This window comes from Draconibacterium orientale (assembly GCF_900111425.1).
Classification (GTDB): domain Bacteria; phylum Bacteroidota; class Bacteroidia; order Bacteroidales; family Prolixibacteraceae; genus Draconibacterium; species Draconibacterium orientale.
Genome location: NZ_FOHT01000017.1, coordinates 68,778 through 91,634 on the forward strand (window position 1 = coordinate 68,778; position 22,857 = coordinate 91,634).

The 22,857-nt window shown below is 42.3% G+C and carries 15 protein-coding genes; 12 read left to right on the top strand and 3 right to left on the bottom strand.

What is annotated here, in order from left to right; translation table 11 throughout:
• Positions 1–16: 16 nt before the first annotated feature.
• The 11 genes from rplK (at position 17) to BMW53_RS10830 (ending at position 17,434) form a co-directional block, all read left to right on the top strand.
• A complete protein-coding gene (gene rplK, locus BMW53_RS10775) occupies positions 17–460 on the top strand; it encodes a 50S ribosomal protein L11 (protein WP_038556012.1) in 444 nt (147 codons plus the stop codon).
• 14 nt (positions 461–474) lie between these two features.
• Positions 475–1,170: a 50S ribosomal protein L1 gene (rplA, locus tag BMW53_RS10780; protein WP_038556009.1), complete on the top strand. Its 696-nt coding sequence runs from the start codon at positions 475–477 to the stop codon at positions 1,168–1,170.
• 12 nt (positions 1,171–1,182) lie between these two features.
• On the top strand, positions 1,183–1,701 hold the full coding sequence (gene rplJ / locus BMW53_RS10785; protein ID WP_038556006.1) for a 50S ribosomal protein L10: 519 nt from the start codon (positions 1,183–1,185) through the stop codon (positions 1,699–1,701).
• A 33-nt stretch (positions 1,702–1,734) separates the two neighbouring features.
• Positions 1,735–2,112, top strand: coding sequence for a 50S ribosomal protein L7/L12 (gene rplL, locus BMW53_RS10790; protein WP_038556003.1), 378 nt, complete (start codon positions 1,735–1,737; stop codon positions 2,110–2,112).
• Between the two features lie 104 nt (positions 2,113–2,216).
• Positions 2,217–6,026, top strand: a complete 3,810-nt coding sequence (gene rpoB / locus BMW53_RS10795) for a DNA-directed RNA polymerase subunit beta (protein WP_038556000.1) — start codon at positions 2,217–2,219, stop codon at positions 6,024–6,026.
• A gap of 42 nt (positions 6,027–6,068) precedes the next feature.
• A complete protein-coding gene (gene rpoC, locus BMW53_RS10800; protein WP_038555997.1) occupies positions 6,069–10,337 on the top strand; it encodes a DNA-directed RNA polymerase subunit beta' in 4,269 nt (1,422 codons plus the stop codon).
• 10 nt (positions 10,338–10,347) lie between these two features.
• Entirely contained in the window at positions 10,348–10,674 is a 327-nt protein-coding gene (locus BMW53_RS10805; RefSeq protein WP_038555994.1) for a DUF3467 domain-containing protein, read from the top strand.
• Between the two features lie 787 nt (positions 10,675–11,461).
• Entirely contained in the window at positions 11,462–12,337 is an 876-nt protein-coding gene (locus BMW53_RS10810) for an electron transfer flavoprotein subunit beta/FixA family protein (RefSeq protein WP_038555991.1), read from the top strand.
• A gap of 33 nt (positions 12,338–12,370) precedes the next feature.
• A complete protein-coding gene (locus tag BMW53_RS10815; protein ID WP_038555988.1) occupies positions 12,371–13,390 on the top strand; it encodes an electron transfer flavoprotein subunit alpha/FixB family protein in 1,020 nt (339 codons plus the stop codon).
• Between the two features lie 22 nt (positions 13,391–13,412).
• Positions 13,413–15,122 carry an acyl-CoA dehydrogenase family protein gene (locus BMW53_RS10820; RefSeq protein WP_038555985.1) on the top strand — a complete coding sequence of 570 codons (1,710 nt, stop codon included), beginning with the start codon at positions 13,413–13,415 and terminating at the stop codon, positions 15,120–15,122.
• An 893-nt stretch (positions 15,123–16,015) separates the two neighbouring features.
• On the top strand, positions 16,016–17,434 hold the full coding sequence (locus tag BMW53_RS10830; RefSeq protein WP_139178103.1) for a hypothetical protein: 1,419 nt from the start codon (positions 16,016–16,018) through the stop codon (positions 17,432–17,434).
• Between the two features lie 170 nt (positions 17,435–17,604).
• Here the strand turns inward: BMW53_RS10830 and BMW53_RS10835 are convergent, their stop codons facing one another.
• A complete protein-coding gene (locus tag BMW53_RS10835) occupies positions 17,605–18,351 on the bottom strand; it encodes an SDR family oxidoreductase (protein WP_038555976.1) in 747 nt (248 codons plus the stop codon).
• A 584-nt stretch (positions 18,352–18,935) separates the two neighbouring features.
• Between BMW53_RS10835 and asnB the strand changes: the two genes are divergently transcribed.
• Entirely contained in the window at positions 18,936–20,624 is a 1,689-nt protein-coding gene (asnB, locus tag BMW53_RS10840) for an asparagine synthase B (protein WP_038555973.1), read from the top strand.
• 774 nt (positions 20,625–21,398) lie between these two features.
• On the opposite strand, the gene BMW53_RS10845 is transcribed toward asnB, so the two are convergent.
• On the bottom strand, positions 21,399–21,965 hold the full coding sequence (locus BMW53_RS10845) for a type 1 glutamine amidotransferase (RefSeq protein ID WP_038555970.1): 567 nt from the start codon (positions 21,963–21,965) through the stop codon (positions 21,399–21,401).
• Entirely contained in the window at positions 21,958–22,839 is an 882-nt protein-coding gene (locus tag BMW53_RS10850) for a patatin-like phospholipase family protein (protein ID WP_038555967.1), read from the bottom strand. The genes BMW53_RS10845 and BMW53_RS10850 overlap by 8 nt, the downstream gene beginning before the upstream one ends.
• Positions 22,840–22,857: the final 18 nt, after the last annotated feature.

The window sequence follows — 22,857 nt, forward strand, 5'->3', positions numbered from 1 at the left end:
GCTTTAATTTATTGTTATGGCGAAAGAAGTTGCTGGATTAATTAAATTACAGATCAAAGGTGGTGCTGCTAATCCTTCACCACCGGTGGGACCAGCATTGGGTGCCAAAGGGGTAAACATTATGCAGTTCTGTAAACAGTTTAATGGTCGTACACAAGACCAGGCAGGAAAAGTACTTCCTGTTATTATTACTGTTTATGCAGACAAGTCTTTTGACTTCATAATTAAACAACCTCCTGTGGCTGTTCAATTATTAGAAGCTGCAAAACTGAAAAGTGGTTCAGCCGAACCTCACATTAAAAAAGTGGGTGCGGTAACCTGGGATCAGGTTAAGTCTATTGCCGAAGGCAAAATGGCCGATCTAAACTGCTTTACAGTTGAATCAGCGATGAAAATGGTAGCTGGAACTGCCAGAAGTATGGGAATCACTGTAAAAGGTGCTTCACCATTCAATAACTAAAAATATCTTTTACGATGGGCAGAATTACGAAAAATCAAAAAGCGTCTTTGGATAAACTCGAAAAAGGAAAAGTTTACTCTATCGATGAAGCAGCAGAGCTGGTGAAAGAAATTACATTTACCAAATTTGATGCATCAGTTGATATCGATGTAAGACTTGGAGTTGATCCTAGAAAAGCTAACCAGATGGTTAGGGGCGTAGTTTCGTTACCCCATGGAACAGGTAAAGAGGTACGTGTTTTGGCAATGGTTACCCCTGACAAAGAGCAGGAAGCCAAAGATGCCGGAGCCGACTATGTAGGACTTGACGAGTACGTTGAGAAAATAAAAGGTGGTTGGACCGATGTAGATGTTATTATTACCATGCCTCCAGTAATGGGGAAAGTTGGGCAGTTAGGACGTATTTTAGGTCCTCGTGGCTTAATGCCAAACCCTAAAAGTGGTACTGTAACCATGGAAGTTGGAAAAGCTATCTCCGAAGTAAAACAGGGTAAGATTGATTTTAAAGTTGACAAATTTGGTATTGTTCATACTACAATCGGGAAAGTTTCTTTCACGGCTGATAAGATTAAGGACAATGCTGTTGAATTTCTCAACATGATCAATAAACTGAAGCCTGTTGCTGCAAAAGGAACCTACATTAAGAGTATCTATTTATCAAGCACCATGAGCCCTGGTATTCAAGTAGAAGCTAAGTCGTTTGCAGAATAAAAATGAGGAATTATGAAGAGTTCAGAGAAACAAGTTATTATTAATCAGTTACAAGAACAGATAGATTCATACGACCATTTTTACCTGACCGACATTGCCGGCTTAAATGCTGAAAATACCAGTGATTTAAGGAGACTATGTTTCAGCCAAGATGTAAAACTGGTTGTTGTTAAGAATACTCTACTACGAAAAGCTCTTGAGAACTCTAATAAAGAGGCTGAAGAGATTTTTGATGCACTAAAGGGAAACACCACAGTAATGTTTTCTTCAAGCGGTAACACTCCCGCTAAATTGATTAAAGACTTCGCTAAAAAGCATAAAAAGCCTGTTTTAAAGGCCGCTTTTGTTGAAGAATCAGTTTACATGGGAGCCGACCAATTGGAGGCATTAATAGCCGTTAAATCTAAAAACGAGCTTATTGCTGATGTTGTTGCTCTGTTACAATCACCAATGAAAACTGTTCTCGGACAGTTGCAGTCGGGTGGTAATATAATTCACGGTGTTCTTGATACACTGAAGGAAAAAGAATAATTTTTTTGAAATAATATTTAAAAAGAAATAAAAATGGCAGATTTAAAACAGCTTGCAGAAGAGTTAGTAAACTTGACTGTTAAAGAGGTTAACGAATTAGCTGGTATTCTAAAAGACGAATATGGTATCGAACCAGCTGCTGCTGCAGTAGCAGTTGCAGGACCAGCTGCAGGTGGTGGCGAAGAGGCTGCTGCTGAACAAACTGAATTTGACGTGATCTTAAAAGCCGCAGGTGGATCTAAACTTGCAGTTGTTAAGCTCGTTAAAGAACTAACTGGCCTTGGTCTGAAAGAAGCCAAAGCAGTTGTAGATGAAGCTCCAAAAGCGCTTAAAGAAAAAGTTTCGAAAGACGAAGCTGAAGCTTTAAAAGCACAGTTAGAAGAAGCTGGAGCTGAAGTTGAAGTAAAATAAGCAAATATACCTATTTATAGGTAATACGGTTTAGAACCCTACGCAAGTTGGGTTCTAAACCTTTTTGTGTATTTATATTTTATATAATTAACCTGTATAAATGCATGTCAGTACAAGCAAAAATAGAGAGGATTAATTTTTCCTCAACACAAACCAGGTTTGATTACCCTGACTTCTTAGAAGTACAAGTTAAATCATTTAAAGATTTTTTTCAGTTAAAAACCACACCTGACAAAAGAAAAGGGGAGGGTTTATACAGAGTTTTTGAAGAAAACTTTCCAATATCGGATACTCGAAACAATTTCGTGTTGGAATTTATCGACTATCAGGTCGATCCTCCTCGATACTCAATAGACGAGTGTATAGAACGTGGTTTAACATTTAGCGTACCGCTAAAAGCAAAACTGAAACTTTACTGTACCGATCCGGAACACGAAGATTTCGACACCGTGGTTCAGGACGTATATTTAGGAACTGTGCCATACATGACCAACAGAGGTACCTTTATTATTAATGGTGCCGAACGTGTTATTGTTTCGCAGCTGCACAGATCTCCGGGTGTATTCTTTGGCCAAAGTTTACACGCCAACGGTACAAAATTATATTCAGCACGTATTATTCCTTTTAAAGGATCGTGGATTGAATTTGCTACCGACATCAACAGTGTGATGTTTGCGTACATCGACAGGAAAAAGAAATTACCTGTAACCACTTTATTGCGTGCAATTGGCTATGAAAGCGATAAAGATGTTCTTGAAATATTCGATCTGGCCGACGAAGTAAAAGTTTCAAAGTCAGGTTTAAAGAAAGTTGTCGGTAGAAGACTGGCTGCCCGTGTATTAAAATCATGGGTGGAAGACTTTGTTGACGAAGATACCGGTGAAGTTGTATCGATCGAGCGTAACGAAGTAATTATTGATCGTGAAACAGACATTGAAGAAGATCACATTGAAGAGATTCTTGAATCAGGTGTAAAAACCATTCTGTTACACAAAGAAGATCAAAATCAGCAAGATTTTGCTATTATTTACAACACGCTTCAAAAAGATCCATGTAACTCGGAAAAAGAAGCCGTTCTTCACATCTACCGTCAGTTGCGTAACGCAGAGCCGCCCGATGAAGCTACTGCACGCGACGTTATTGATAAACTGTTCTTCTCGGATAAGAGATACGACCTTGGAGAAGTTGGTCGTTACAGAATCAATAAAAAATTAGGAATCGATGTGGACATGGAAAACCGTGTCCTGACAAAAGTTGACATCATTGAGATTATCAAAAACCTGATTCAATTGGTAAACTCAAAAACCGATGTTGATGATATTGACCACTTAAGTAACCGTAGGGTTCGTACCGTAGGTGAGCAAATGTACAACCAGTTTGGTGTAGGTTTAGCACGTATGGCACGTACAATTCGCGAACGAATGAATGTTCGCGATAACGAGGTGTTTACTCCGATTGATTTGATTAACTCGAAAACGCTGTCTTCAGTTATCAACTCATTCTTCGGAACAAACGCGCTTTCGCAGTTTATGGATCAAACCAACCCGCTTGCCGAAATGACGCACAAACGTCGTATGTCGGCTTTAGGTCCTGGAGGTCTTTCTCGCGAGCGTGCAGGTTTCGAGGTTCGTGACGTTCACTTTACTCACTACGGTCGTTTATGTCCGATTGAAACACCTGAAGGTCCAAACATCGGTTTGATCTCTTCTTTATGTGTTTTCGCCAAAATCAACCCTCTAGGGTTTATTTCAACACCATACCGAAAAGTAGAAAACGGAATCGTTGACTTGTCAGAAACAGGTTCTGTTTATTTAACTGCTGAAGAGGAAGAAGGTAAAATTATTGCACAGGCAAACGCGCCAATTGCGGAAGATGGTAAATTCGTAAACGAGAAGGTTAAAGCACGTTTAGATGGTGATTATCCTGTAATTGACGCAGGTGAAGTTGAACTGATGGACGTTGGTCCTAACCAGATTGCTTCGGTAGCTGCATCGCTTATTTCGTTCCTTGAGCACGATGATGCCAACCGTGCACTGATGGGATCGAACATGATGCGCCAGGCTGTACCACTGCTTCGTCCTGAAGCACCAATTGTAGGTACTGGTTTGGAAGCAAATGTTGCCAAAGACTCAGGCGTAATGATTTGTGCCGAAGGCGATGGTGTTATCGAATTTGTTGATGCAAAACAGATTATTGTTCGTTACGATATGACGGAAGAAGATCGCTTTGTGAGCTTTGATCCGGAGGTGGTAACTTATAATCTGCAAAAATATACGAAAACGAACCAGGGAACTACAGTTGACTTGAAACCAATTGTAGTTAAAGGTCAGCGTGTAACTGAAGGAGAGATTCTTACCGAAGGTTATGCTACCGACAAAGGTGAGCTGGCACTGGGACGTAACCTGCAGGTGGCATTCATGCCCTGGCAGGGTTATAACTACGAGGATGCGATTGTAATTTCGGAGCGTATCGTTCGCGAAGATGTATTTACTTCGGTACACGTTGATGAATACACTTTGGAAGTGCGCGACACAAAACGCGGTGTTGAAGAATTTACTTCTGATATTCCTAACGTTAGTGAAGAAGCTACCCGTAACCTCGATGAAAATGGTTTGATCAGAGTTGGAGCCAACGTAAAACCCGGCGACATTCTTATTGGTAAAATTACGCCAAAAGGAGAATCTGATCCTTCTCCTGAAGAAAAACTTTTACGTGCCATCTTTGGCGACAAAGCGGGCGATGTAAAAGATGCTTCATTAAAAGCATCGCCATCTTTAAAAGGTGTTGTTATCGATAAAAAATTGTTCTCTCGCGTTGCGAAAGACAAAAAAGGTAAAGCAACAAAAACATTGCTCGACCAAATCGATGAGAAACTGGAGAAAGACATTTCAGCTCTGCGCATAAAATTAGAGGATAAACTATTCACGTTAGTTAATGGTAAAACTTCGCAGGGAGTAAAAGACTATTACGGAACAGAGTTTATTCCGAAAGGCGTTAAATTTACACTGAAGCAATTACAGGAACTGGATTACCTGAATATCGATCCTTCAAAATGGACCACCGATAAAGCTAAAAACGATTTGATTTTTAGATTGGTGAACAACTTCATTATGAAGCAGAAAGAGGCAGAATCCGTATCGCGTCGCGAGCGTTACAATGTAACTATCGGTGATGAGCTTCCTGCAGGTATTATCCAGTTGGCTAAAATTTACATAGCTAAAAAACGCAAACTGCAAATTGGTGATAAAATGGCGGGTCGTCACGGTAACAAAGGTATTGTTTCGCGTGTGGTACGTGCCGAAGATATGCCATTCCTTGCTGATGGAACACCGGTTGATATCGTATTGAACCCACTTGGTGTACCATCGCGTATGAACCTTGGACAGATTTACGAAACTGTACTGGGTTGGGCTGGTAAAGAGCTTGGTTTGAAATTCGCTACACCTATTTTTGATGGTGCTAGTTTGGATGAAGTTTCTGAATACACCGATAAAGCAGGTATTCCTCGCTATGGAGAAACACGCCTGATTAACGGTGAAACCGGAGAACCATTTGACCAGCCGGCAACAGTAGGTATCATTTACATGTTGAAACTGGGCCACATGGTAGAAGACAAAATGCACGCCCGTTCAATCGGACCTTACTCATTAATTACGCAACAGCCATTAGGTGGTAAAGCACAATTTGGTGGTCAGCGTTTTGGAGAGATGGAAGTTTGGGCACTTGAGGCATTTGGAGCTTCTCATATCCTTCAGGAAATTCTTACCGTTAAGTCGGACGACGTAATGGGACGTGCAAAAGCTTACGAAGCTATCGTGAAAGGTGAGCCAATGCCACAACCGGGAATTCCTGAATCGCTGAATGTACTGCTTCACGAATTACGCGGACTTGGTCTGAGCGTGAGAATGGAGTAGAATAAGTTAGGTGCAGTTTTAATTTGATAGTTAATTTGAATTATGGCATTCAAAAAAGATAATAAAGCAAAAACTAGTTTCTCAAAAGTTTCAGTAAGCCTTTCTTCTCCTGAAGAAATTCTGGAAAGATCGTATGGCGAGGTACTGAAGCCAGAAACAATTAACTACAGAACATATAAACCAGAACGTGATGGTTTGTTTTGTGAGCGTATTTTCGGACCGGTAAAAGACTACGAATGTCACTGTGGAAAATACAAACGTATCCGTTATAAAGGAATCGTTTGCGACCGTTGTGGTGTTGAAGTAACCGAAAAGAAAGTACGTCGTGAGCGTATGGGACACATTTCACTGGTGGTACCGGTAGCTCACATTTGGTATTTCAAATCGTTGCCTAACAAAATTGGTTACCTGCTTGGTTTACCTACCAAAAAGCTGGATACCATTATTTATTACGAACGCTATGTGGTTATCCAGGCTGGTGTAAAACATCAGGATGGTGTAAAAGAACTGGATTTCTTAACTGAAGAAGAGTACCTGGATATTCTGGATACGCTTCCAAAAGAAAATCAATTCCTTGATGATGACGATCCAAACAAATTCATCGCCAAAATGGGTGCTGAAGCATTGTTTGATATCCTTAGCCGTTTAGAGCTGGATGATTTGTCATTCACATTGCGTCATAAAGCAAACACCGAAACATCGCAGCAGCGTAAAAACGAGGCGTTAAAACGTCTGCAGGTTGTTGAGGCTTTCAGGGCAAGTAAAAACCTTAACCGTCCGGAATGGATGATCGTTAGGGTGGTGCCTGTAATTCCTCCTGATTTGCGTCCGTTGGTGCCACTGGATGGTGGTCGTTTCGCAACATCAGATTTGAACGACCTGTACCGAAGAGTAATTATCCGTAACAACCGTTTGAAACGATTGATTGAGATTAAAGCTCCTGAGGTAATTTTAAGAAACGAGAAACGTATGCTACAGGAAGCTGTAGATTCGTTATTCGATAACTCAAGAAAATCTAATGCCGTTAAAACCGAAAACAACCGCGCTTTAAAATCGCTGTCCGACAGTTTGAAAGGTAAGCAAGGTCGTTTCCGTCAGAACCTTTTGGGTAAACGTGTTGACTATTCTGCACGTTCGGTAATCGTTGTTGGTCCTAAATTAAGGATTCACGAATGCGGTATTCCAAAAGATATGGCTGCAGAGCTTTACAAACCTTTCGTAATCCGTAAGTTGATTGAAAGAGGTATTGTAAAAACGGTAAAATCGGCAAAGAAAATCGTTGACAGAAAAGACCCGGTAGTTTGGGAAATTCTTGAAAACGTGCTGAAAGGACACCCTGTAATGTTGAACAGGGCACCTACGCTGCACCGTTTGTCAATTCAGGCCTTCCAGCCTGTTCTTATCGAGGGTAAAGCAATTCAGCTGCACCCGTTGGTATGTACAGGTTTTAACGCCGACTTCGACGGTGACCAGATGGCGGTTCACTTACCATTGGGTAATGCTGCAATTTTGGAAGCACAGTTGTTAATGCTTGCTTCGCACAACCTGTTGAACCCTGCAAACGGCGCACCTATCCAGGTTCCTTCGCAGGACATGGTTTTGGGTCTGTACTACATGACCAAACCACGTAAAGGTAGTCGTGGCGAAGGAATGACTTTCTACTCAGCTGAAGAAGTAACGATTGCATACGAAGAGAAAGCAATCGATCTTCACGCAATTATTAAAGTTAAAGTTGAAGACATCGATGAAAACGGAGATTATTTTAACCATATCATCGAAACAACTGTAGGTCGCGTTCTTTTCAACGAATTTGTTCCACGTCAGGCAGGTTACGTAAACCAGATTTTGACTAAAAAATCGTTACGCAGCATTATTACCGACGTATTCAATAAGAGTGGTAACGCAATTACCGTTAAATTCCTTGATGATATTAAAAACCTGGGTTACACAATGGCGTACCGTGGTGGTTTGTCGTTCAACTTAGGCGATGTTATCATTCCTGAGGATAAAGCCGAAATTGTTGGTAACGGTTACCAGGAAGTTGAAGAGGTTATCAACAACTATAACATGGGTTTCATTACCAATAACGAACGTTACAACCAGGTTATTGATATTTGGACACATGCGAACGCGAAACTTACCAACTCGGTAATGAAAACCATTAGTACGGACCGCCAGGGATTCAACTCAATTTATATGATGCTTGACTCGGGTGCGCGGGGTTCGAAAGAGCAGATTCGCCAGTTATGCGGAATGAGGGGTTTGATGGCAAAACCACAAAAATCTGGTTCTACAGGTTCGCAGATTATTGAAAACCCGATTTTGGCAAACTTTAAAGAAGGCCTTTCGGTACTGGAGTACTTTATTTCTACTCACGGTGCTCGTAAAGGTTTGGCGGATACCGCACTTAAAACAGCTGATGCGGGTTACTTAACACGTCGTTTGGTTGATGTTGCCCAGGATGTTATCATCTCGGAAGACGACTGCGGAACATTGCGTGGTTTGGTAGCTTCTGACGTTAAAAATAACGAAGAAGTTGTTGCATCATTATTCGAAAGAATAGTTGGTCGTACAACTGTTCACGATATTTTCCACCCGTTAAATGGTGAGTTGATCATTAAATCGGGTGATGAAATTACTGAAGAGATTGCGAAAGTAATCGAAGACTCGCCAATTGAAACCGTTGAAATTCGTTCGGTATTAACCTGTGAATCGAAAGTTGGTGTTTGTGCCAAGTGTTACGGACGTAACCTGGCTACCGGCAAGAAAGTTCAGAAAGGTGAAGCTACCGGTGTTATTGCAGCACAGTCGATTGGTGAGCCGGGTACACAGCTTACACTTCGTACCTTCCACGTGGGGGGTATCGCAGGTAACATCTCAGCACAATCAACAGTTGAATCGAAATACGATGGATACTGCGAGATTGAAGAGCTTCGTTCGGTATCGTACAAAGATGACGAAGGAAACGATGTGGAGGTTGTAGTAAGTCGTTTGGCCGAATTGAAAATTATCGATAAAAACACTAAAATTCCACTTTCTACTCACCCACTTCCATACGGTTGTAAACTGTATGTGAAAAACGGTCAGGAAATCCGTAAAGGAGCAATGATCTGTGATTGGGACCCATTTAACGGTGTAATTATTACCGAATTCGATGGTAAAGTAGAATTTGAGAACCTGATCGAAGGTATTACTTTCCGCGAAGAATCGGATGAGCAAACCGGTTATAGCGAGCGCGTAATTATCGAAACAAAAGATAAGACCAAAAACCCAACTTTGAAGATTATGGACGATGCCGGAGAAATGATCCGCTCGTACAACCTTCCGGTTGGAGGTCACATCTCGGTTGATAACGGACAAGAGGTGAAAGCAGGTAAGATTTTGGTTAAGATTCCTCGTGCTGCCGGTAAAGCAGGCGATATCACAGGGGGTCTGCCACGTGTTACCGAATTATTCGAGGCACGTAACCCATCTAACCCTGCGGTTGTTTCTGAGGTTGACGGTGAAGTTTCGTTAGGTAAGATCAAACGGGGTAACCGCGAGATCATTGTTACCACTAAAAACGGCGATGTGAAGAGATACCTTGTACCGCTGTCGAAACAAATCCTTGTTCAGGAGAACGACTACATCAGAGCAGGTATTCCATTGTCTGACGGAGCAACAACTCCTTCCGATATTCTCGCAATTAAAGGGCCTACTGCTGTTCAGGAATACATTTTGAACGAAGTTCAGGACGTGTACCGTATGCAGGGGGTAAAAATTAACGATAAACACTTTGAGATTATCATCCGCCAGATGATGCGTAAAGTAGAAATCGTTGATCCGGGTGATACCCGTTTCCTTGAAAAGCAAATTGTGGACAAAAACGAATTCATGTCTGAAAACGACTGGATTTACAACAAAAAAGTTGTAGTTGATCCGGGAGATGCTGAAGGGCTGAAAGCCGGACAGATTGTTTCTTCACGTCGTTTGAGAGATGAGAACTCGCAACTCCGAAGAAAAGATAAAAAACTGGTAGAGTCGAGGGATGCGATTCCTGCAACATCAAGCCAGATTCTTCAGGGGATTACAAGAGCAGCGTTGCAAACACGCAGCTGGTTGTCTGCCGCATCGTTCCAGGAAACAACAAAAGTTCTTAACGAAGCCGCTATTAACGGTAAAATGGATTACCTCGACGGACTGAAAGAGAACGTAATTTGTGGTCACCTGATACCGGCAGGTACCGGATTGAAAGAATACAAAAACCTTGTTGTTGGCTCTAAATCAGAATACGACAGGTTAGTAGATATGAGACATTCGGATAATAGCTAATAAGGATACTATGGAAGATAAAAAGCACAAATCGCAACAAATAAACATTGAATTGAACGAGGAAGTAGCTCAGGGAACCTATTCGAACCTTGCGGTTATTACTCACTCAACTTCTGAATTTGTAGTTGATTTTGTACGGATTATGCCAGGTATTCCAAAAGCGAATGTAAAGTCTCGTATTATTCTTACACCGGAACATGCCAAACGTTTATTAATGGCCTTGCAGGACAATATTGCAAAATTTGAAGCACAGCATGGCCCGATTAAAAACGTTAATTCAGGTAACGATCCGAATTTGCCACCAATGAATTTTGGTGGACCTACAGCTCAGGCTTAGTAATTTACAAGCATAATAGTAAAAGAGGAATCATTAGTGGTTCCTCTTTTTTTGTATCATTATTGGTAAATGCCGATAGACTGAAAATGGAATCGCAATGTCCGGACGATATTTTGAAGTCTATAAGAATTACAAAAGGAAGATTGCAAGCGCATAAAAAAGCCGGCCCGTAATAAACGAACCGGCTTTCTGAATTAATTTGGTTAGATTTGGTTTGAAATCCGCCGATGAAGGTAATAAAATAATCGATATACAGCAATCGGTTAATTGGGCATTCTTATTAAGAATGATGCTGTTGATGTTCCTTAACCGTTTGAAAACTTTGTGTTTTGTGCTTGAATAAAAGCACCTATTGTTTGAAGTAAACCTCCTCGCGGGAGAAGAACGGCAAAGCATCGAAAACGAAAGAAGATATAAAAATCACATCACTTCGCTTTTTTTAACAAAAATGGCTGGTTGAAACGCCTGAGAACACCCTAAAACCTTCTGTTTTTAATTAAAATGGTTTTAAATTAATTGCCACTTTCTCCGCACAGAATTTTGGAATATTGAGGTTGATTGTTTTAAAGCATTGTCAGTATTGCGTTTGGACGGGTACTTGAGTGCTGAATGCCTTGACTGCTCTGCTTTTTAACAAACATTAAAGGTCTCAGAGTCCTAATCTCTTTGGTTAGTTTTACGCCGATTTCTATATTTGTTAGCTTTCAAATTGCAGGAGTAGCTAAAATCTTCGGCAATAGATCGAAAAAAATAAAATAAATATATCAATCTACAAAAATCTTATTGAATGAAGGCTTATAACATTATTGTTTTGGCGAAGCAGGTTCCCGACACCAGAAATGTTGGGAAAGATGCTATGAAGGCTGACGGGACGATAAACAGGGCTGTGCTTCCTGCTATCTTTAATCCCGAGGATTTGAATGCCCTGGAACAAGCATTGCGCATAAAAGATCAGTTTCCTGAATCAAAAATCAATATTTTAACCATGGGGCCGGGAAGGGCTGCCGATATTATTCGCGAAGGTTTATACCGCGGTGTCGACGGTGGTATTTTGCTCACCGACCGTGCTTTTGCCGGTTCGGATACCTTGGCAACATCGTATGCCATTGGACAGGCGTTGAAAAAAATGGGTAAAATTGATATGATCATTGCAGGTCGTCAGGCTATCGATGGTGATACTGCCCAGGTTGGCCCTCAGGTGGCCGAAAAGCTGGGGATGTTGCAAATAACATACGTAGAGGAGGTACTGGAGGTAAAAGACAAAACGGTTACCGTAAAACGCCGTTTAGAGAATGGTGTGGAAACAGCAAAATGTCCGATGCCATTGGTAATGACTGTTAACGGATCAGCTCCTGATTGCCGCGCACGTAATGCCAAACGGATTATGAAATTCAAAAAGGCAAGAACAGTAACCGAACTTCAGAAAGAGAACGAAGATTACACTGCTTTATACAACGAACACCCCGACCTGATGATTCAGGAATGGACCGTAAACGATATTGAAACCGATGCATCGCAGCTTGGTCTTACCGGCTCGCCAACCAAAGTAAAAACGGTGGAGAATGTAGTTCTTCAGGCTAAAGATTCGAAAGTAATTTCGGCCGCCGACGACGAAATTGAAGCCATGATGGTTGAGTTAATTAAGAGTCACACAATTGGCTAAGGCCATTAAATGAACAGTTAAAAATTTGAAGAAATGAGCAACGTATTTGTTTATTGCGAAATAGAAGATGGCCAGGTAGCTGATGTTAGTCAGGAATTGCTAACCAAGGGACGTACCCTGGCAAATGAATTAAAATGTAAACTGGAAGCCATTGCTATCGGGAGCAAACTCGATAAAGTTGGCGATCAAATAATTCCTTACGGTGTAGATACACTTTATATTGCAGACGATGAGCGTTTGTTCCCGTACCAGACTTTGCCGCACACTTCAATAGTGGTGAACCTGTTTAAAGAGCAAAAGCCTCAGATCGCGCTGATGGGAGCTTCGTCCATCGGTCGCGATTTAGGACCACGCGTTTCATCAGCATTGCACAGTGGTTTAACTGCCGATTGTACAAGTTTGGTAATTGGCGATCATTACGATAAAAAACAAGACAAGAATTACGAAAACCTTCTTTACCAGATTCGTCCGGCATTTGGAGGAAACATCATTGCAACCATTATCAACCCCGATTGCCGTCCGCAAATGGCAACCGTGCGCGAGGGTGTAATGAAAAAAGAAATTCTTGATCCGAAATACAAAGGAAAAGTTGTAAAACTTGATGTGGCTAAATATGTAAGCGACGAAGATTTCGTGGTTGAGATTATTGAGCGCCACATGGAAAAAAGCAAGGTGAACGTTAAAGGTGCACCGATTGTTGTTGCCGGTGGTTACGGAGTAGGTTCAAAAGAGAACTTCCAGCTGTTATACGATTTGGCAGAAGTACTGGGTGGCGAAGTTGGTGCTTCGCGTGCTGCAGTCGATTCCGGGTTGGCAGGTCACGAGCGCCAGATTGGGCAAACAGGTATTACCGTTCGTCCGAAACTGTACATTGCCTGCGGTATCTCGGGGCAAATTCAGCACCGTGCCGGAATGGAAGATTCAGCACAGATCATCGCGATAAATACCGACCCTGAAGCTCCGATTAATGCAATAGCCGACTATGTAATTACCGGAGATGTGGCAGAGGTCATTCCTAAAATGATCAAGTATTATAAAAAGAACACCAAGTAGTCACGACTTAAAATTGTAAAAAATGGCAAATTATTATACAGATAACAGCGAGTTGAAATTTCACCTGAATCACCCCTTAATGAAAGAGATCGTTCGCTTAAAAGAACGTGAATATACTTTCAAGGATGAATTTGATTTTGCTCCGCTGGATTACGAAGATGCAATTGACAGTTACGATCGTGTGCTGGAGGTTGTTGGCGAAATTTGCGGAAACATTGTTTCTGAAAACGCCGAAAGTATTGATGCTGAAGGACCGGAAGTAATCGACGGACACGTAAAATATGCCCGCGGAACTGAAGAAAACATCAAAGCATTGAACCAGGCCGGATTGATGGGAATGTCGTTGCCTTACAAATACGAAGGGTTGAACTTCCCGATTGTGCCTTACATTATGGCGGCCGATATTGTATCGCGCGCTGATGCCGGTTTTGTAAACATTTGGGGTTTGCAGGATTGTGCCGAAACCATTAACGAATTTGCTTCGGAAGAGCAAAAAGCAAAATACCTGCCTCGTGTTTGCAACGGCGACACTATGGCAATGGACTTAACCGAGCCGGATGCCGGTTCCGACCTTCAGGCGGTGCAGTTAAAAGCTACCTGGAACGAGGAGAAACAAGTTTGGTTGCTGAATGGTGTGAAACGTTTTATTACCAATGGCGACGGCGATATATCGCTGGTGCTGGCCCGCTCGGAAGCCGGAACAACCGACGGCCGTGGTTTGTCGATGTATATCTACGACAAACAATCGGGCGGTGTAACCGTTCGTCGTATCGAGCACAAAATGGGTATTATTGGTTCGCCAACCTGCGAGCTGGTATTCAAAGATGCTCCGGCCGAATTGGTTGGATCACGCAAAATGGGACTCATTAAATATGTAATGGCGTTAATGAACGGTGCGCGTTTGGGTATTGCAGCGCAGTCGGTAGGCGTTTGCGAAGCTGCTTACCGCGAGGCAATGGCATATGCCAAAGAACGTATGCAGTTCGGAAAAGCGATCATTAAATTCCCGGCTGTTTTCGAAATGCTTTCGCTGATGAAAGCCAAATTGGATGCATCGCGTACTTTACTTTACGAAACAGCTCGCTTTGTTGATATGTACAAAACCTACATGCACATTTCCGAAGAGCGTAAACTGGAGAAAGAAGAGCGCGACGAAATGAAAAAGTACCAGCGTTTGGCCGACATATTTACGCCGCTTGTAAAAGGTATGTCGAGCGAATACAGCAACCAGCTGGCTTACGATGCCGTTCAAATTCATGGTGGATCGGGCTTTATGAAAGACTACCCGGTTGAACGTATCTACCGCGATGCGCGTATTACATCGATTTACGAAGGAACTACACAGCTGCAGGTTGTAGCTGCCATACGTGGTGTAACAACCGGCGGTTACCTGAACCAGATTCGTGCTTACGAAGCTGAAAAAGTTTCGCCAACATTAGAGTACCTGAAACGCACACTTATTATTTTAACTGCCGATTACGAAGAAGCAGTTAAGAAAGTAACTGCTGCGGGCGACAACGAGTTTGTTGATTTCCATGCGCGGCGTTTGGTTGAAATGGCAGGCCACATTATTATGAGTTACCTGTTGTTGCTGGATACCAACCGCGAGGCTTCGTTCCTGAAATCGACGAAAAACTATATCGCCTTTGCAAAAGCGCAGGTGAAAGCACACGCCGAGTTTATCCGTGCATCGGAATTAAGCGATGTTGGTGATTACAAATTTGAAATGTAATAAAAGCTTCGAGCCACGAGCTGTTAGCTTTTAGAAAAGATAATAGAGCCACTTTCCGGTTAACGGGAGGTGGCTTTTTCTTTTTCGAAATTTCGAAGGCGGTTCACTCTGTTCGCTGCCTTACATCAATGATGTTTTCCCTTTGTAAGGGAAAATGTCGACAGACAAAAGGGTAGGGCCATTTTCAGCGCTTTTATTAATAGCCCCAAAGGGGCGAAGGCAATAACCCGGTGCGACTGATGTATGTCAGGAAGCGCCGGGAAAGTGAATGTAGCCAGATGCTCTCGTCCGGCGAAGAAAGCAGGACAGCGCTTGTACGCTGCCCCGGACGAAAAAACAATAGCCTATTTGTATAAACAAAAGCATGGTAATCTTCAGGTTAAAGACATTGTACAATCACTGTTGGTAATTCCCTGAAATCGTGATCGTTTTTTTCGAAGGCGGTTCACTCTGTTCGCTGCCTTACATCAATGATGTTTTCCCTTTGTAAGGGAACCCGCCTACCGGCCGGCAGGAATGTCGACAGTTGAGCTTGCCAAATCCCGTACTTTACGTCGGGAACAAAAGGGTAGGGCCAGCTTCAAACCCTATTTCTTTCGGGAGCACACCCAAAACAAGAAAACTGCATTGGGGAGGCTTTGGGAGTATTCCCAAAGCAAAAAACACGTGTTAGGGAAGCTTTGGGAGTATTCCCGAAGCAAGAAACATGCGTTGGTGAACCTTTGGGAGTATTCCCAAAGTAAGAAACCTGTGTTGGTGGGGCTTTGGGAGTACTCCCAAAAGAGCCGAAAAACAAAAGTCGAACAAGCCACATTTGTTATTTGTTAATGAACACAAGCGTAACCGCCAAAGGATTTACGCGTTATAGAACAAATAATACAATGCCGGGAAAAATGAGAATTCAACAAGCTATAATTGCACTGTTTGTTACTTCCTTGTTTTTATTGCTACCGCAACACAAGGGCGTTCTGGCATCGTCAACCTTTAAATTGCAAAAAGGAAACACCTTAATTTACGGGCACAACATCAACGAAGGCGATATCGGTGTGCCGGGTTTGGTGTTCATCAACAAACGCGGAATGTTTAAAACAGGCCGAACCTGGAGTGAAATCATTACACGAGGCCGTGTAAATCCTTCTTCGCACACCTGGATTTCGCGCTATGGATCGGTTACTTTTAATAATTTCGGAAAGGATTTCCCTGATGGAGGAGTGAACGAAGCCGGTTTGTTTATTTGGGAGATGAACGAAGAGGCTGATTATCCGAAAAACGATAGCCTGCCCAAACTCAACCAGATGAACTGGATGCAGTACATTCTCGATAATTATTCAACTACCGAAGAGGCGATTCGCAGTGCCACGGAATTTGAAATTGATGGCTGGAGCTGTCACTTTTTTGTGGGCGATGCCGGGGGAAATACCGCAGCAATTGCCTTTATAAATGGCCAAGTGGTTGTGCACACCGGAGATGAAATGCCTGTTCCGGCGCTTTTTAATGCTCCGTATGATCGCGAGCTGGAGTTGTCGAAATATTTCCGTGGTTTTGGTGGCGAATACCAGCCCAACGAAACGGATCCGAATGTGCCCCGTTTTGTGCGCACGGCAGTTATGATCGATAACTACCAAAAAGAAGACGACCCCATTGATTATGGTTTTTACATGCTGAAAACCTTGCGTGTTTTCGACGATCCGGAGTGGTCGATCCTGTTTGATGCCCGAAATCGAACGGTTCATTTTCGCACCCATATAAATCCCGAAAGAAAGACACTGATGATGGATGAAATTGATTTTAGCAATAACGAACCGGCGCAGGTATTGAATATGGCCACCGCTTTTAGTGGCAATATTCGGTCGGTGTTTGAACCCTACACGAAAAGTATCATGCAGTATTTTATAAGCAATGAGCTATTGCCGGTACTTTCCAGGGATTTTATTTCCCATGGCGACTTATCCGGCAAAGCGTTTACTGAACGGATTGTTAATCATACCGATTCGTACGCCGACAGTACAAATCACTTTTTTAAGGGAACATGGGAAAGCGCCCGAACAGTAGATGACGATGAACCGCTCTATTCAATAAACTTTGATGTGGAAGGCAGTGCCGTTGCCGCAGTTATTTTCCTGGATTCCGCGGATGAGCCATATAATGTCGATAATCTCACAATGTCAGGTAATCAATTCTGTTTTACCTTTCAAACAAAATCGGGTAAAATACTGGAAGTTAAAGGCACTATACGGGATGATGTAATGTTTGTTAATCTTTTGGGCATTGAAAAATCTTTTGGAGACTACACTTTGAAACGGACTCATTAACTCATTCTTTAAGATTGGATTCCATAGGTTCGAAATTGGTTTGTAGTACAAAGTTGGGTGTTTCGGCGATTGTGATACGTTCGAAAAGCAAAATGAATAGAGCCTTATGCCTGATCTTTTCATTAATAAAGCCAAACAATCAATCCTCGACAATCTGGAAAATGATAAGATTACACGTAAATCATCTTCTTGGTCATTCCGCCATCAACAACAAAATTCTGACCGGTGATAAAATCATTCTCTTTCTTAAGCAGGAAAAGAACCATTGCAGCAATATCTTCGGCTTTGCCAACGCGCCCTGCCGGGTGTTGTGCGTGGTCTTCTTTTGTTAGTTTTTCCTGATGGGCGATGGAGCTCTTTTTTGCAGCCGACACATCAATCCATCCTGGACTAATGGCGTTAACTTTTATTTGCGGGCCAAGACTTGCGGCCAGTGCGTGGGTAAGTGCAAGGATGCCGCCTTTGCTGGCTGAGTAAGCTTCGGTGTCAGGTTCGGATTGTAACGCGCGGGTTGAAGCCATGTTTATAATCCTGCCTCCATGGGGCTTCATAAACGCCGAAGCGTACTTCGAGCACAAAAAAGCGCCGGAAAGATTGGTGCCAATTACTTTGTTCCACTCCCCGAAAGAAAGTTCTTCCAATGGTTTGTTGATGCTAATTGCCGCATTGTTTACCAGTGCATAAATGTTTCCGTGCTGTTTTTCCGATTCTTTTACCGCTGCCTCAACCGATTTCTCATCGGATACATCCACTTGATAAACCTGAACTGTTTCATTGGTAAATTCCTCACGAAATTTAGCAATGGCTTCTTCATCAATTTCAAAAACCGATACTGCATAATTGTTGTTCAGTAAATCAACAACCAGGTGTTTGCCAATTCCCTGGGCGCCTCCGGTTACAATTACATGTTTTTTCATCTGATTTTTATTCTTCAATAAAGTTAATCAATTTTCATTTACGGATGAGTGAAGAAGGATGCTGCAACCATTTTTGCCAACCTTAAAAACGAGGCCGGAAAACATAAAAATTCGCTTTTTATCGCCACAAATCAACTAACTCTGCTCTGCAGGCTTTAAATATAAGGCCAAAACAACGTAACCCTTTTGCTAATTTTTAAAAATAGTTGCTTGTCGGTAATTGAATGCTACAGATGTTGCCTTTTTGTTAACAGATTGATTGCAGGAGTGGTATTAATTAAAACTTTTTAGTTGCGAGTGCTGTTAGGGGGGTATGGTAATAATATTTCGTTTTTTTATTGCTGTGCCATCATTTTTTAAGGGGTAAGTGTAAAAAGAAATAACACACGAGAAAGCTGCCTTATTAAGAAAGGGGGTAATTAGGTATTTCTGAAATATTAAAATGTTTTTTAAATTGCCGATACTAACTTAAAAAGATAGACAAAGGTTAAAAAAGATAGAAAAAAGACAGAAAAAATTTTGTGGTATTGACAAAGTGATTATTTTTGATGCAAAATATTTGACAGCTAAGAAAATTTACGAATATGTGTGGAATTGTAGGAGCATTTGATTTAAAAGTTAAAGCTGAGGATCTCCGTCCTCAGGTGTTGATGATGAGTAAAAAAGTTCGTCACCGCGGACCGGACTGGTCGGGAATTTATTGTGGCGAAAAAGCAATAATAGCTCACGAACGTCTTTCAATTGTTGACCCCGAATCGGGTGGACAGCCTTTATATAGTAAAGATGGAAAACTTATTTTGGGCGTTAATGGCGAAATTTATAATCATCGCGAAATTCGTAAACGTTACGAAGGGAAGTACGATTTCTTAACCAAATCAGACTGTGAGGTAATTTTAGCCCTATACAACGATAAAAAGGAAAAATTCATGGATGAGATGAACGGGATTTTTGCCTTTGCCCTTTACGATGAAGTAAACGATGCCTATTTGATCGGCCGCGACCATATTGGTATTATTCCATTGTACCAGGGCTGGGATAAATGGGGGAACTACTATGTAGCATCGGAATTAAAATCGTTGGAAGGATTTTGTACCAAGATCGAGGAATTTCCTCCGGGGCATTATTTATACAGCAAAGATGGCGAGCTTAAAAAATGGTATGTTCGCGACTGGGAGGAATTTGACAATGTAAAAGATAATCCGGCAAGTGTTGACGAGTTGTCGCAGGCATTGGAAGACGCAGTACATCGTCAGTTAATGTCCGATGTTCCGTACGGAGTGTTGCTTTCGGGTGGTTTAGATTCGTCGATTACATCGGCGCTGGCAAAAAAATTCTCAGCAAAACGTATTGAAGATGGTGACGAAAAAGACGCCTGGTGGCCACAGCTGCACTCGTTTGTAATTGGTTTGGAAGGTTCGCCCGACTTGGCTGCAGCACGTAAAGTGGCCGATCATATCGGAACAGTTCACCACGAAATTAATTATACCATACAGGAAGGTTTAGATGCCATACGCGATGTAATTTACCACATCGAAACCTACGATGTAACTACCGTTCGTGCATCAACACCCATGTACATGCTGGCACGTGTAATTAAATCGATGGGTATAAAAATGGTACTTACCGGCGAGGGTGCTGACGAGATTTTTGGTGGTTACCTGTATTTCCACAAAGCGCCAAATGCCGAAGAATTCCACAAAGAAAGTGTGCGTAAAGTGAGCCGACTGAATAAGTACGACTGCTTGCGTGCCAATAAATCGTTGGCAGCATGGGGTGTTGAAGGTCGTGTGCCTTTTCTCGATAAAGAATTTGTTGATGCGGCCATGCGTTTTAACCCGGAGGCCAAAATGGCAAAAGACGGCAAAATGGAAAAACACTGCCTGCGCGAAGGATTTGCCAGCTACCTGCCCGAGGAAGTGGCCTGGCGCCAGAAAGAACAATTCTCTGACGGTGTTGGCTATGGCTGGATTGACACACTGAAACAAATTGCTGAAGATAAGGTGAGCGATGAGATGATGGAAAATGCGAAATATCGTTTCCCGGTAAACCCACCTATGAACAAAGAAGAATACGTGTACCGTGAAATTTACAGCGAACACTTCCCGTCGGATGCGGCTGCCGCTTGTGTACCGTCTGAGGCTTCAATTGCATGTAGTACCGCTGCTGCTCTTGAGTGGGATGCTTCGTTCCAGGGGAATGCCGACCCGTCAGGTCGTGCGGTTAACACGGTTCACGCGCAGGGAGCAACATTTAAGGATATTAAAAAGAAATAAATTTTGTTTATTATCGATTAATTCAGGGAGCCATTCGTTTTATGCGGATGGCTTTTTTTACGGTAAGAAGTCTGTAAAAACACGTTATTGGAGGTGAAGACTCATTTTCTGGTGTCGTAAATGCGCTTAGCGCTTGTGAATTTGCAGAATCATAAGGTAAGGTCGATGAAAGGAAGACAGTTGTTTCTTGTCGGGAACAGCCATCAGCGCTGAAAAGTTACTTTGCTAAAAAACAAAAAAGTTCACGCAGAGATCGCTAAGTTTTCGCAAAGCACGCGAAACAGATGCTATACTTTGCGAATTTTGCGCTTCTTCTTTTCTTTGCGTGAAATAATATTGGTATCCCTTCCTTCCTGTAGGTAATTCCCGGGAATCAGGAATGTTTTTTTGATAGTAGATGCGTTATTTTGAATCGTCAGGATTGTTGTTTTACGGACAAAACGTGAAAAAAAAATGATCAGGATATACGTTTTGCGCGCAGAATATGAATCTAAACCGTTAGGATTGCCATTTTACGTACAAAATATAAATCTGAATCGTCAGGATTGTTGTTTTCCCCACAAAACGTGAAAAAAAATGATCAGGATTGACGTTTTATGCACAGAATATGAATCTGAACCGTCAGGATTGCCATTTTGCGGGCAAAATATGAATCTGAATCGTCAGGATTGTTGTTTTCCCCACAAAACGCGATAAAAAATCATCAGGATGGATGTTTTGCAAATAAAACAAGGATCCGATCTGTATTTGTTAAAATGATACGGATCGGATCCTTTATTTCTTACATAATTCAATAAAATTCCGGATAAGACGGTGGTTATAAAACTCAGGGTGAAACTGGCAGGTGTATAAGGGTTTATTCTTGTGTTTCATCAATTGGTTTTTGCAGCTTGATGAAGTAAGCAGCAACTCAAAATCGTTGGGCAAAGTTATTGAGTCGTTGTGCATTTGCCTTACGGTAAATTTTTGTGGCAGCTCGTTAAAAAGCGGATCGGTTTTAACGATTTTTACCTCAAAATCGCCCGACTCCGGCTCCTGGCTTCGCAGCAATTTTGCTCCGTACAAATACCCGGTAATGTGGTGTCCGGCGCAAATACCAAGTACCGGTTTTTCAAGGTATTTAATCCACTGAAAATAGGGGGCATGGTGCTCTACAATATCGTCGCCTTGTGGCGATCCGCTTAAAATTATGCCGTCAAAAGCACTCAGGTTTGTAGCCGGGCACTCAGCGTATTCAATAAAAGCAGGTGTAGAACCGGCATCCGAAATAATTTGCAATATCGGTTCGGCAAACTCCCGAATTCCGGGTTCGGCATTATTAACAACTAATAGCTCAGCCATTGAATTTTGCTTTGTCGAGTTCATGAATAGCCGAATAGCGTCCCATTTCAATCAGTTCTTTTGCTTTGTAAAAATCGTAGGTTCCGCAGGCATCACGCGAAACACGAATTACCACATCGGGTTTCCCCTTTTCAATAGAATGGTTCACTTGTGTTAACATTGCGGTGGCTAAGGCCTGGTCGATAAGCGAAAGTAATCCAAACCGTTCTTCTTTTTCTTTTGGATGATTAATATGCAGGAAGTCGTAAAACTCGTTCAACCATTTTTTGTAGGTCGATTCCTTCGCTTCACTGTCTTCTTTTTCAACAAAATAATGAGGAACCGGAATGGCTGCATTTACATGAACGGCAATCAGCCTATCACCCTCGGTGCGTTTTACATTCGAAACAGGAAGGTTGTTCATCACACCTCCATCAACCAATACGGCATTCTCGCTGGTAATGGGCGTAAAAACCGAAGGGATGGCTATTGATGCACGAATAGCGCTAAACAAACTCCCAGTGGTAAACACCACCTCTTCGCGGTGTTTTAGATCAACCGCAGTTGCCGAGAACGGAATCGGCAAATCTTCGATAAGCGCATCGGGTACAAATTCCTGAATTTTCGCCAAAACTTTGTCTCCCTTAATCAGGCCGTTTCCGCCAAACGAAAAATCTACCATACGAAACATATCGTGCCGGTCAAGCGAAATTAACCACTCTTTAAACTCCGGTAATTTACCCAGTGCATAAATTCCGCCAACCAGTGCCCCCATCGATGTGCCGGCTATTGAGGTGATGTTGTACCCCCGTGCTTCCAGCTCTTCAATTACGCCAATATGTGCCATTCCGCGGGCGGCACCCCCCGAAAGTACCAAGGCAATGTTTTTACTCATTTGCTATTGTATTTACCG

Bases quoted from the DNA above. Each gene is read 5' to 3' on its own strand.
- rplJ (WP_038556006.1), top strand. From the start codon at position 1,183: ATGAAGAGTTCAGAGAAACAAGTTATTATTAATCAGTTACAAGAACAG.
- BMW53_RS10810 (WP_038555991.1), top strand. From the start codon at position 11,462: ATGAAGGCTTATAACATTATTGTTTTGGCGAAGCAGGTTCCCGACACC.
- rplK (WP_038556012.1), top strand. From the start codon at position 17: ATGGCGAAAGAAGTTGCTGGATTAATTAAATTACAGATCAAAGGTGGT.
- BMW53_RS10805 (WP_038555994.1), top strand. From the start codon at position 10,348: ATGGAAGATAAAAAGCACAAATCGCAACAAATAAACATTGAATTGAAC.
- rpoB (WP_038556000.1), top strand. From the start codon at position 2,217: ATGTCAGTACAAGCAAAAATAGAGAGGATTAATTTTTCCTCAACACAA.
- BMW53_RS10830 (WP_139178103.1), top strand. From the start codon at position 16,016: ATGAGAATTCAACAAGCTATAATTGCACTGTTTGTTACTTCCTTGTTT.
- BMW53_RS10850 (WP_038555967.1), bottom strand. From the start codon at position 22,839: ATGAGTAAAAACATTGCCTTGGTACTTTCGGGGGGTGCCGCCCGCGGA.
- rplL (WP_038556003.1), top strand. From the start codon at position 1,735: ATGGCAGATTTAAAACAGCTTGCAGAAGAGTTAGTAAACTTGACTGTT.
- rpoC (WP_038555997.1), top strand. From the start codon at position 6,069: ATGGCATTCAAAAAAGATAATAAAGCAAAAACTAGTTTCTCAAAAGTT.
- BMW53_RS10835 (WP_038555976.1), bottom strand. From the start codon at position 18,351: ATGAAAAAACATGTAATTGTAACCGGAGGCGCCCAGGGAATTGGCAAA.
- BMW53_RS10845 (WP_038555970.1), bottom strand. From the start codon at position 21,965: ATGGCTGAGCTATTAGTTGTTAATAATGCCGAACCCGGAATTCGGGAG.
- rplA (WP_038556009.1), top strand. From the start codon at position 475: ATGGGCAGAATTACGAAAAATCAAAAAGCGTCTTTGGATAAACTCGAA.
- BMW53_RS10815 (WP_038555988.1), top strand. From the start codon at position 12,371: ATGAGCAACGTATTTGTTTATTGCGAAATAGAAGATGGCCAGGTAGCT.
- BMW53_RS10820 (WP_038555985.1), top strand. From the start codon at position 13,413: ATGGCAAATTATTATACAGATAACAGCGAGTTGAAATTTCACCTGAAT.
- asnB (WP_038555973.1), top strand. From the start codon at position 18,936: ATGTGTGGAATTGTAGGAGCATTTGATTTAAAAGTTAAAGCTGAGGAT.